Consider the following 11,537-nt stretch of genomic DNA (forward strand, 5'->3'; position numbering starts at 1 on the left):
GAAAAGGGCAACGAATACCTGATGGAAACAATGACGACATGAGCGACCTCAAGACCGAATCGCAAGACCTGCAACAGGAAGAAAACGCCCTGATCGCCCTGCGCAAGGAAAAACTTGCCGCCGAGCGTGCCAAGGGCAACGCCTTCCCCAACGACTTCCGTCGCGACAGCTACTGCAACGACCTGCAGAAGCAGTACGCGGACAAGACCAAGGAAGAGCTGGAAGCAGCCGCGATCCCGGTCAAGGTAGCCGGCCGTATCATGCTCAACCGTGGCTCGTTCATGGTGATCCAGGACATGACCGGTCGTATCCAGGTCTACGTCAACCGCAAGACCCTGCCAGAAGAAACCCTGGCCGCCGTCAAAACCTGGGACCTGGGCGACATCATCAGCGCCGAAGGCACCCTGGCCCGCTCCGGCAAGGGCGACCTGTACGTCGAAATGACCAACGTGCGCCTGCTGACCAAGTCGCTGCGCCCGCTGCCCGACAAGCACCACGGCCTCACCGACACCGAACAGCGCTACCGCCAGCGTTACGTCGACCTGATGGTCAACGAAGAAACCCGCCACACCTTCCGTGTGCGTTCGCAGGTGATTTCGCACATCCGCAAGTTCCTCATCGAGCGTGACTTCCTCGAAGTGGAAACCCCGATGCTGCAGACCATCCCGGGTGGTGCCGCCGCCAAGCCATTCGAAACCCACCACAACGCCCTGGACATGGCCATGTTCCTGCGTATCGCGCCGGAGCTGTACCTCAAGCGCCTGGTCGTGGGTGGCTTCGAGAAGGTGTTCGAGATCAACCGCAACTTCCGTAACGAAGGCGTTTCGACCCGTCACAACCCAGAATTCACCATGCTTGAGTTCTACCAGGCCTATGCCGACTACCGCGACAACATGGACCTCACCGAGGAACTGTTCCGCGAGCTGGCGCTGCTGGTGCTGGGCAGCACCGACGTGCCGTACGGCGACAAGGTGTTCCACTTCGGCGAACCGTTCGCCCGCCTGTCGGTGTTCGACTCGATCCTCAAGTACAACCCGGAGCTGACCGCTGCCGACCTGCAGGACGTCGACCGCGCCCGCGACATCGCCAAGAAGGCCGGTGCCAAGGTGCTGGGCCACGAAGGCCTGGGCAAGCTGCAGGTGATGATTTTCGAAGAGCTGGTCGAGCACAAGCTGGAGCAGCCGCACTTCATTACCGAGTACCCGTTCGAAGTGTCGCCGCTGGCCCGCCGTAACGACGACAACCCGGCGGTTACCGACCGCTTCGAGCTGTTCATCGGTGGCCGCGAAATCGCCAACGCCTACTCCGAGCTCAACGATGCCGAAGACCAGGCCGAGCGCTTCCTGGCCCAGGTGGCCGAGAAGGACGCCGGTGACGACGAAGCCATGCACTACGACGCCGACTTCGTGCGTGCCCTGGAGTACGGCATGCCGCCGACCGCCGGTGAAGGCATTGGCATCGACCGCCTGGTGATGCTGCTGACCAACTCGCCGTCGATCCGCGACGTGATCCTGTTCCCGCACATGCGTCCGCAGGCCTGAGTGATGTGAACGAGCCGCCTTTCGAGGCGGCTTTTTCTTGCCTGAAGCTTTATGTTGTCTGTACTGGCCCATGAGGTAACCCCTGTGACACCCGCCATGCCTGACCAGGGCGCCGCCGGCATCGCCACCGCCGTCGCCGAAAGCGTGCAATACCAAGGCCGCAAGACTGCCCGCCAAGGCAGCGAACAGCGCCGCCAGCTGATCCTCGACGCCGCCATGCGCATAGTCGTGCGCGATGGCGTGCGCGGTGTGCGCCACCGTGCCGTGGCCGCCGAGGCCGGTGTGCCGCTGTCGGCCACCACCTACTACTTCAAGGACATCGAAGACCTGCTCACCGACACCTTTGCCCAGTACGTCGAGCGCAGCGCGGCCTACATGGCCAAGCTGTGGGCCAACACCGAGGTCGTGTTGCGCCAGTTGCTGGCCCAGGGCGACGGCAGCCCGCAGGCACGGGCGCGGCTGGCTGACGATGTGGCCCGCATGACGGCCGACTACGTACAGCGGCAACTGTTGACCCGGCGCGACTTCCTGATGGCCGAACAGGCCTTCCGCCAGGAGGCATTGCTGTGCCCACGCCTGGCCGAGCTGGTGCGCGCCCATGAGCAGATCCTGTTGCACGGGACCCGGCAATTGCTGCAAGTGGTGGGCTCGCGGCAACCGGAACAGGACGCCCAAATGTTGACGGCGATTATCGAGCAGATGGAATATCAGGGCCTGCTCAAGGATGCGAATGCGCAAGCCGATGGGCAGATGCTCGCTATGCTTACCCGATACCTGCAGCTGGTGCTGGCATCGGCCTGAGCCGAGACCGACTTTTCAAGGAGAACCTGATGAAAGCCTGGCGTGTGGTGCTGTTGACTTTGTCATTCCTGCTGCTGGGCGGTTGTCTGGTGACCTTCCATGAGCCGTTGCCGAGTAACCAGGCGGCGCCCAAGGCCCTGTTGGGCAAGTGGAGCAGCAAGGACGCCTGGGGCGAGCCGTTGAAGCTGACCATCAGCCGCAGCGGTGCAGATGCCTATAAGGCCGTTGCCACGGCCAAGGGCAAGAAGCCTGAGGAATATGTGTTTACCGTCTCCCGCCACGGCAACCGCTGGTACCTGTCGGCCGGCGTGCCCAAGCGCCTGGGTGGCAACTTCCTGATTGGCGGTTTCGATATCGTCGATGGCAAGGAACTGGTGGTGTACAACCTGGACGTCGAGCAGGTGCAGCAGGCGGTGGACAAGAAGGAACTGACCGGGCGTGGTACCGAGGTGCCGGAAGACAACGGCGACGGCGTGCTGATCGACAGCCCGGCTGCGCGGGTGCTGGCCTATCTGGATGACCCGGCCAACTCCGACCTGTTCGTTGAAGTGGCGCGGTTCCAGCGTTCCGGCAAGTAGTTAACTTTACCGGCCCTTTGTTTCAGTAAGGAGTCCCCGGTGGACGAATACCAGCAAACCATCCGCGCCTTGTCCGACCGCATCGTCGCAGCCCAGACCCCGATCCGGGTACTGGACGCGGTGAAGTGGGACGACAACATTCGCCAAGGCTTCCTCAAGGCCAAGGGCAAGGAGCCGCCGGCCGTCGACCGCGCTTATTACCAGTCGCGCCCGCTGGCGTTCGACTCCGGCGCGGTCAAGGCCGAGTTCCAGGCCATCGAGCGCGACATCATTCGCCAGCTTGGCCAGTTCAACCCGGTCGGGCAGATCATGAAGCGCATGTGCCGCGAATACCGCATGGTGGTGCGCATGCTCGAAGCGCGTGGCACCGAGGACTTCGGCCTCATCTCTCAGGAACTGTACGGCGCCGCCTCCGATGCCTTCCACGCCGGTGACCCGACCTTGGCCGACCTCGGCCTCATGCTCTCGGATTACCTGAACAACATCGATGGCCGTGGCGATCTCAAGGACGAACCGAAAAACCTCACCGCCAAGGAGGCCGTAGATATCCTCCAGCGCCGGCTGAACAAGGTGTTCGGTGAAGCCGAGGAGACCATTCGGGTATTCGAATCTGACGGGATCGTTGCCGATGCCGCCGCTGGCGCCGACTACATCAAGGTGCGCGCCGATGCCATGTTCAACAGCCGCGATGTGCGTGCCCTGGAAGTGCACGAAGGGCTGGTCCATGTGGGTACCACGCTCAACGGCCTGAACCAGCCGATCTGCACCTTCCTGGCCAAGGGCCCGCCCTCGTCGACGGTAACCCAGGAAGGCCTGGCGATACTCATGGAGGTCATCGCCTTTGCTTCCTACCCCAGCCGCCTGCGCAAGCTCACCAACCGCACCCGCGCCATCCACATGGTCGAGGAGGGCGCCGATTTCCTCCAGGTATTCAATTTCTTCCGCGAGCAAGGCTTCGAGATGGCGCAGAGCTACAGCAACGCCAGCCGGGTGTTCCGCGGCTCGGTGCCCAATGGCCTGCCATTCACCAAGGACTTGTCCTACCTCAAGGGCTTCATCATGGTTTACAACTACATTCAGTTGGCCGTGAAGAAGGGCAAGCTCGAACAGATCCCGTTGCTGTTCTGTGGCAAGACCACGCTGGAAGACATGCGTACCTTGCGCCAGTTGGTGGAGGAGGGGCTGGTCGAGCCGCCCAAGTACCTGCCCGAACAGTTCCGCGACCTTAACGCACTGTCGGCGTGGATGTGCTTCTCCAACTTCCTCAACCACCTGAGCCTGGACCGTATTGAAGCCGACTACGCGAACATTCTCTGAGTGCTGCCGCCTGCTGGCGCTTGGCCTGGTCCTGCTGGGCCTTGGCGGCTGCAGCAGCCTGCTGTTCTATCCCGAGCGTGGCCAGGCATTCACCCCCGAACGGGCCAGACTCGACTACCGCGATGTCACCCTTGTCACGTCGGACGGCCTGCGCCTGCACGGCTGGTGGTTGCCGGCCAAGGCGGGTGTCGAGGTGAAGGGCACGGTACTGCATTTGCACGGCAACGGCGGCAACCTGCCTGGACACCTGGGGGGTAGCTATTGGCTGCCGGAGCAGGGCTACCAGGTGCTGATGATCGATTACCGTGGCTATGGCCTGTCGCAGGGCACGCCGACCCTGCCTGAGGTGTATGAAGACATCGCGGCGGCCATGGCCTGGCTGGACCAGGCACCCGAGGTCAAGGGCAAGCCTTTGGTGCTGCTGGGGCAAAGCCTTGGCGGCGCCATGGCAATCCACTACCTGGCGGCCCACCCCGACCAGCGCCAGCGCTTCAGCGCCCTGGTGTTCGATGGCGTACCGGCCAGTTACCGTGGGGTAGGGCGCTATGCCCTCAGCACGTCATGGATGACCTGGCCGTTGCAGGTGCCACTGTCGTGGCTGGTGCCGGACGGCGACAGTGCAATCCGTTCGATCGAGCAGTTGAGCAGCCCGCCCAAGCTGTTCTTCCACAGCATCGACGACAACCTGGTGCCGATGGACAACGGCATCCGCCTGTACCAGCACGCACCGCCACCACGGGTACTGCAGCTGACCCGAGGCGGCCATGTGCAGACCTTCGCCGACCCTACCTGGCGCCAGGTGATGCTGCGTTTCCTTGACGACCCCAGCCATTTCAACGGCCTTCGGCGCCTGGCCGAAGTGCCCAATTACCCTGACGAGAAGAACAAGCAATGAGTGAAGAGCGCAACGCCATCCCGCTGATCCTGACCGGCGTCGGCAGCATCATCGTGACGGTGGGGGCCTTGTGGTACTACGGTTACCTGCATTTCGCCAAACCCGAGGATGCCCTGTTGTTGCAGGACTTCACCATGCTCAAGACCATCCCGGGCGAGGACTACAAGGTTTCGCTGGACCCGGCGCCGCAAGTGGCCCAGTGCGTCGATGGCGTGCTGGTGCTGTTCGACACCCAGCAGAAAGGCCTGACCGGCGTGCTGGTGGACAACCGCAAGCGTGCCGTGCGCTGCATGGGCGAGGAAACACCGCAGCAGGTGCAGTGAGGGAGCGAAGTGATTTCTGTGGCGCCTGGGAAATCGAGCGCCGCCCGCGATGCGCCGCGCGGGCGGCGCTCGGTCTCCCAATCACCACATCTCTAAAGGCACGAGACCAAACGCCCAAATAAAAACCCCGCCAGGAAGGCGGGGTCTTGGGTTAAGCCAACCGGTCTTACTGGCTGACCTGGCTCACCGAACGTGGCGCCACCGGCTGGTTGTCGTTGGAGATGGTCACCTCCACCCGACGGTTTTGCGCCCGGCCCGAATTGCTGCCGTTGTCCGCTACCGGGTACTCCTTGCCGTAACCCTGGGCGACGATGCGGGCAGGGTCTACGCCGGCACGCACCAGCGCCATGCGCACGGAACCCGCGCGGCGTTCGGACAGGCTCTGGTTGTAGTTGGCCGAACCGACGCTGTCGGTGTAGCCCTCGACAATCACCTTGCGCTCAGGGTTTTCCTGAAGGAACTGGGCCAGCTTGGTGATGTTCGGGTAGGCGTTGCTCTTGAGCTCGGCCTTGTTGAAGTCGAACAGCACGTCCCCGAAGGTGACCAGCGTACCGCGATCGGTCTGCTTGGCGTTGAGGCTGTCCTGCAGCTTGGCGATCTGTGCGTCGCGGGCGTCCAGCTTGGCCTGGGCGCGTTGCGCAGCGGCGTTTTTCAGCTCGCCTTCGGCGGTACGCAGGGCGATGGTCTGCTTGGCCACCTCGACACGCTGGTTGGTCAGGTAGGCGAGTTGGTCGACCTTCTTCTGGTCTTCCCGGTCCATGTAGGCCTTGTCGGCCTTGTTAAGCCAGTCCTGGGCGTCCTTGGTCTCCAGCGCCGCCACCTTGCTCGATTGCGGGTCGCTCTGCAACGAGGAGAAGTTGGTGCGGGCCGCCTCCAGGTTGGCGTTAGGGTCGTGCGAGCAGGCAGCAAGGCCGACGCTCAGGGCCAGCAGGGCGGGAATCATGACGTAATTGCGCATAGTGTTCATCCTTTGATCGTGTGCGAAGGCTAAGGTTGGCGGGGCAGGGCTCATTGAGCGCTGCGCAGGCCTTCCTCACGTACGTCCTGGACACCCTGGCGGGCGTCCTGCACGGCCTTCTGGGCCTTGGCCGCCTGGGCCTTGCGTTCGGCGAGGCGTGCGTCCCACTCGGCTTGCTGGGCCAGCAGTTTGGCTTCGTCATACTTTTTGTCGTGCATGGCGATTTCGGCCTGCTTGAACTTGTCCTGGGCCGCTTTCATCTCCACGGCGGCGAACTCGGTTCCGCCAGCGCTGACGGCGGCGTTCACGGCGGACTGGGTAACGGCATACTGCTCGGTAGGCGGGTTGCCAGCACAGCCGGCCAGGACCAGGCTACTGCCCAGGGCCAGCGCGGCCAGCTTGAACCCGCGCACGTGAGTGGATGACAGTTTGCTAGTGCGGGTTTTCATGGTGGTCAGCTCCATTGGATCACTCCTGATTACGACGATGTCCGTAGCAGTCCATCGCTCATTCCCCTGACAACTCCGTGCGCTTCAGCTGAACGGTGCACAAGGACAGGTGTGCAGGGTTTTAGCGTGATGGCTATTGGCTCCGACTCGATCGTTTTTCGAATGGTTCCGAAAAAAGTGATCCGCACGAGCGATTATTTCTGACTGATTGGTCAGTGAGAATGTTCTTGAACTTTCGCGGGTGGGAGCGGTATTCCGGGCCTCAAGCAGGCCCGGAACGGTGGCGCGTGGGTTATTTGTCGCTGTCGGCAGCGGTGTTGCTTAGGCTGTGCAGGTGCTGGCGCGAGAGCGACAGAAAGCGTGGGGTAGGCCCTATATCTTCGGAAAGCGGGGCTACAAAGGAAATTTTTCGCAGTCGAGGTAAGCCAGCACAGCTCAGCTTAGACCAAGTCTGTGGAAAGCAGTGGTCTCATCAGGGTGACAAGCTCAGCACCGTTTCGTGGTGTGCCTGAGCGTTCGATGTTAAAACGCCTGTATAGGATTCCTTCTGAATGATGGCGAGCTACGAGCGATGGCACCAAGGAAGAGCAAGGCGGTTGAGGTCGTGGGAGAAGGGCCGAGCGTTGGCACCCGTGATGACTTTTCTGAAACCACCAAAATCGAGCTACTGGTAAGAGCTGCAAACCTGTGTTCGCGTTGCCGTGTCTTCACGGTCGGCTCAACTCATGCTGGTGACAGGAAAAACAGCATTGGAGTCGCTGCACATATTTGTGCCGCTGCCTCTGGACCGGGGGCTAAACGGTATGACCCAAACCAAACCAAAGCCGAAAGAAAACACTTCGATAACGGCATCTGGATGTGTTATTCGTGCTCCAAGCTGATCGATAACGAAGAAACCTTCCATACGGCTGATCGTTTAAGAGAAATGAAGGCTGTTCATCAAGCCTACGTTTCGTCTTTGGTTGGCGTAATTCCGATGGCACCGTTTGAGGCTGAAAACAAAATTCGTGCTGGTATTATCGAAGCTACTACTTTTTTGATTTGTAAATCTGGTAGTCCAGCTAGTTTTGACGTTTCAGCCGTTGTTGAAGGTTATGAGGATTCCATAAATAGCCTTGATCCAAATTTTAGAGTGGAGGTTACTGCTACGAGTGATGCGGTGGTGCATCAGTTGATTCCCGTAGTAAGTCCCGCTCCAGAAATTCAGATGGTTTTCAATGATGATGCAGTTGAAGCCGCTGATTTGGCATGGCAACACATGAAAGAATTGGGCGACTCCATCCACATACCTACCAAAAATTTTAAATTTGTCGGGTCTAAGCTTTTTGAGCATCTTAGTGAAGTGAGTGATGGAGGGACGTTGACACTGACCCCTCTTAAAAGACGACTTGAGACGACCATCTATTTTAAAGGTGATGGGCAGGAGTTCGAGTTTGCCTCTACTGAATCTCTGATGGGAAGAGGCTCCAAGCAATTCGATATCGAAGGCTCTGCGTTAGGTGGTTTTTTCACATATCGCTACTTCATTCGTAGTGAGTCCACGGTAGATGCAAGCTTTACGTTTGATGTTGCTGGGTGGTTGGGGCAGTCGCTTGATAACTTGAGTCATTATTATCGTATTAAGCGGGCCTATGATTTCTTACTGAGGTATCCAAATTCAAGTGTGGTAATCGAGATTGTCTTGAACGGAAAGCCTTTGCGGCTTTGGGAGGGAACTGAAACAGACTACTCATCATTATTTTCCCGATTGAAAGAAATTGTGGAGATAGCTGAGTTTTCCCGAACGATAGCGTCAAAGCTCTCGGGACAGGTGGTTTTGAAAAGGTTGGAGTTGACAAGACAAGATGAAAGATTTGTTGAGCTATACGGCAATCTGTACAAAGGTGAGGTTGTACGGAAGCTTGATTATGGCGAAAAGATATTCACTGCTCGTATAGCTGATGCACAGCGTGAGAGCATTAAGGTGTTCTGCTCAGAAGAAGAGTCAGAAGTCAAAATTCAGAAAGCTCCCATAATAGATTTATTTGGCAACTTAATTAGGATGCCAATGATGACTAAAAGGGTTTCATGTTTTGACATGGTTTTTTTCTCCAGTATCCGTCAAGATGATAGGGGGAGTCTATGGTGCATCGGATTGGCAAATCATTCTAGTGAATCGATGATCTCAATTACTCCCGATGAAATTCCCCTGCTTTGCGATGATGAGGATTTTGCACATGGATGAGGTTACGCTGATGGATCGAAGTCGCGTCCTTCATGAAGCACTTGAACAATGTGGGTGGGAGAAACCAGAGGAAGTTATCCAACGTGTGAAGCGTCTTGACCTAGGGCTACCAGCCGAGGATGAATTCGCCGTTATCTGTAGCTGGCTCGGGAAGTGTTCGCTGGTCCATAAACTGGATCAGCAGCAAATTCCGAAATCTTCCCGAGAAACCTATCAGGTTCCCGATTTACTGGCAGTTTTCAACACTGCAAATAATCAGTATAGGGTTCTCGTCGAAGTCAAAACTAAGCAAGAAAAAATCCTCACTCTCAGAGCGAAAGACAGGGAAAAATTGCTCAAGTATGGTGAAATGCTTGGGCTGCCTGTCTTGTTTGCGTGGAAGTATCACGGCCTTTGGATGTTGTTTGACATTTCGTTGTTCGAGCGATTTAACAAAAATTATCGAATCGACTTTTTCACTGCTATATCTAATAGCTTGATGAGTCTCCTAGCGGGTGACATGAATTATCAGCTAGGGGAGGGTGTAGGTCTTTATCTAAAATTAAAAAAAGACAAGATGCATGGCAGTGATGAAAGCGTGGAGACTTAGAAAGCAAAAATTGAAGACGTTTATCTTCGTGATTTCAATGGTGAAAAACAATACAGATTTTCGCCCAAAACCCTTTCGATTATGAACACTTGCGAGATTGAAGAAAATACGGAAGTAGATGATGAGTACATCAGTCAAAGCTTCGTCGTCCGTCCAGATACAGGGAATATGGCACATAGAGCCATGGAAAAACTACTGAAGATGGCAGATGGTGACACAAACATTCATTGGCGGTCTCTGCTGGTTGATGAGTCACCTCTTCATTCTATAGCTGATTTTCAAAGTGCCTTAGATGAAGCTTTGAAGCAGAAATTTGTAAAATACATTCTTATCCAGCATCCTCGGCAATATCCGGCTTTCATAAGGGATGATGATAAAGCTCAAGGGGTTAATTGATGTCTGTTATTCAGGTTGAAAAAGCATTACATGATTTCGCCGTTAGGAAAACGGGTTCTGCAATTGTCTTGAAAGGGGAGTGGGGGACTGGTAAGACTTATCTTTGGAACTCCATAATCAAGAAATATAGCTCAAATTTTGGTCGTGGTAATTACTCATATGTGTCATTGTTCGGTATTAACTCACTGGCCGACTTGAAGCGTTCGATTTTTGAGAATACGGTGCCATCTGCTAAGGCGAATACTGTCACCAGTAAAGATTCTGTCATCGAAAATCTAAAGAAGTTAGATTTTAGCGATGCACTAGGCGGGCTGAGAAAAATATTTAGCTTTGGGAAGGAAGCTAAAATTCCATTTGTGGGAAGTTTTGGTGGTGTAATTGATTCAATTCAGTATTCTTTGGTGTCAGATACCATCATCTGTATCGACGATTTTGAACGTCGAGGTAAATCGCTATCAGCGAGAGACGTTTTAGGTTTGGTTTCAAATCTGGTTGAGTCTAAAGATTGTTCAGTTATCCTCATTCTTAATGAGGGGTCTCTGGAGAAGAGTGATGAGTTTTTTACCTTCAGCGAAAAGGTTTTTGATTACGAGGTTTTGTATAGTCCATCAACTAAAGATTCGGTTGGTCTGATTTTTGATGCAAATAATACTTTGCTAAAAAAGATTAGCGAAAATTGCGAATTTCTTGATATAAATAATATACGCTTGCTCAAGAAGATTGAGCTGTTTGCAAGTCTGCTTAGTGAGAAATTGAAGGGCAGTCAAAGTCTTGTGATTGAACAGGCGTGTAGAATATTGCCATTAGCGGTTTTGGCTATTTATGGTGAGCGAAACTCAAAAGTAGATTTAGAGTTTATTCTCTCTCACGGGCATTCGGGACGTCTACGGTTACCAGACCCAGAATCTACAGGTGAGGATGCTGAAGCTGCTCGACTAGAGGCAGAAAAAACTTCATTTCTTCAAGAGTATGGATTTGCAAGATGTAGCGAATTTGACTTGGCTATTATAAATCTCGTCAAGAAAGGTTATGCAGACGAAGATTTGATAAAGAAAATTGTAGAAGAAATCGAAAGAGAGATTCGCCACAATAACGACATAGCTGTTCTTCGTGATGCTTGGAAACTTTATAATTCTTCATTTTTCGATAATGAGCCAGAGGTTTTGCTGGCGTTCGATAAAGCTATCAAGGTGGGGCTTGATAAGTTTACATTGGAAGACTTGGATTCTGTTGCTTTTCTTTATTATGGTCTTGGTAAGGAAAAAGAAATACAACCGATAATTGATAAGTTCTTCAGTGATTTTTATCCGGCTCATGGGGTTCTAGATAAAGATAGTATTTTTCAGTGGCCATCTAACCCTTACGTTGGTCAGTCTTTGGAGAAATATTTTGAAGGTCTGGTGTTTAAAGGTAGCTTTTCTGAGTTGATGAATGCTGCTTTCGAAAGCCCTAATAATAGTTATGAA

Annotated in this window: 12 protein-coding genes and 1 pseudogene; 10 read left to right on the plus strand and 3 right to left on the minus strand. The window is 55.1% G+C overall.

Features of this window, described 5'->3' with window-relative positions:
• Positions 1-38: 38 nt before the first annotated feature.
• From lysS to PM2_RS01900, 6 genes are all read left to right on the plus strand, one after another.
• Positions 39-1,541: a lysine--tRNA ligase gene (lysS, locus tag PM2_RS01875; protein WP_016712972.1), complete on the plus strand. Its 1,503-nt coding sequence runs from the start codon at positions 39-41 to the stop codon at positions 1,539-1,541.
• A gap of 96 nt (positions 1,542-1,637) precedes the next feature.
• A complete protein-coding gene (locus PM2_RS01880; protein WP_016712971.1) occupies positions 1,638-2,342 on the plus strand; it encodes a TetR/AcrR family transcriptional regulator in 705 nt (234 codons plus the stop codon).
• Positions 2,343-2,371: 29 nt separating this feature from the next.
• A complete protein-coding gene (locus tag PM2_RS01885) occupies positions 2,372-2,920 on the plus strand; it encodes a hypothetical protein (protein WP_016712970.1) in 549 nt (182 codons plus the stop codon).
• A gap of 39 nt (positions 2,921-2,959) precedes the next feature.
• Positions 2,960-4,237: a flavohemoglobin expression-modulating QEGLA motif protein gene (locus PM2_RS01890; protein WP_028698981.1), complete on the plus strand. Its 1,278-nt coding sequence runs from the start codon at positions 2,960-2,962 to the stop codon at positions 4,235-4,237.
• A complete protein-coding gene (locus PM2_RS01895) occupies positions 4,209-5,132 on the plus strand; it encodes an alpha/beta hydrolase (protein ID WP_016712968.1) in 924 nt (307 codons plus the stop codon). The genes PM2_RS01890 and PM2_RS01895 overlap by 29 nt, the downstream gene beginning before the upstream one ends.
• A complete protein-coding gene (locus PM2_RS01900; RefSeq protein ID WP_003252219.1) occupies positions 5,129-5,455 on the plus strand; it encodes a PA3694 family proteiin in 327 nt (108 codons plus the stop codon). The genes PM2_RS01895 and PM2_RS01900 overlap by 4 nt, the downstream gene beginning before the upstream one ends.
• Positions 5,456-5,621: 166 nt before the next feature.
• Here the strand turns inward: PM2_RS01900 and lptF are convergent, their stop codons facing one another.
• The 3 genes and pseudogenes from lptF to PM2_RS31460 form a co-directional block, all read right to left on the minus strand.
• Positions 5,622-6,413, minus strand: a complete 792-nt coding sequence (lptF, locus tag PM2_RS01905; protein ID WP_016712967.1) for a lipotoxin F family OmpA-related lipoprotein LptF — start codon at positions 6,411-6,413, stop codon at positions 5,622-5,624.
• Positions 6,414-6,463: 50 nt separating this feature from the next.
• Positions 6,464-6,877, minus strand: coding sequence for a DUF4398 domain-containing protein (locus tag PM2_RS01910; protein ID WP_016712966.1), 414 nt, complete (start codon positions 6,875-6,877; stop codon positions 6,464-6,466).
• Between the two features lie 277 nt (positions 6,878-7,154).
• Positions 7,155-7,253 (minus strand): annotated as a pseudogene (locus tag PM2_RS31460) (pilin assembly protein); the annotation flags it as partial.
• Positions 7,254-7,433: 180 nt separating this feature from the next.
• Between PM2_RS31460 and PM2_RS01915 the strand changes: the two are divergent.
• The 4 genes from PM2_RS01915 to PM2_RS30630 form a co-directional block, all read left to right on the plus strand.
• Positions 7,434-9,086 (plus strand): hypothetical protein, encoded by a 1,653-nt coding sequence (locus tag PM2_RS01915; protein ID WP_028698982.1) that lies wholly within the window; start codon positions 7,434-7,436, stop codon positions 9,084-9,086.
• Positions 9,079-9,675, plus strand: coding sequence for a hypothetical protein (locus PM2_RS31465; RefSeq protein ID WP_233425948.1), 597 nt, complete (start codon positions 9,079-9,081; stop codon positions 9,673-9,675). Before PM2_RS01915 ends, PM2_RS31465 begins: the two co-directional genes overlap by 8 nt.
• Positions 9,676-9,756: 81 nt before the next feature.
• Positions 9,757-10,071 carry a hypothetical protein gene (locus PM2_RS31470; protein ID WP_233425949.1) on the plus strand — a complete coding sequence of 105 codons (315 nt, stop codon included), beginning with the start codon at positions 9,757-9,759 and terminating at the stop codon, positions 10,069-10,071.
• On the plus strand, positions 10,071-11,537 hold a 1,467-nt coding region (locus tag PM2_RS30630; RefSeq protein ID WP_028698983.1), incomplete at its 3' end, for a P-loop NTPase fold protein. The genes PM2_RS31470 and PM2_RS30630, both read left to right, overlap by 1 nt.

It is taken from the genome of Pseudomonas monteilii NBRC 103158 = DSM 14164 (assembly GCF_000730605.1).
Classification (GTDB): domain Bacteria; phylum Pseudomonadota; class Gammaproteobacteria; order Pseudomonadales; family Pseudomonadaceae; genus Aquipseudomonas; species Aquipseudomonas monteilii.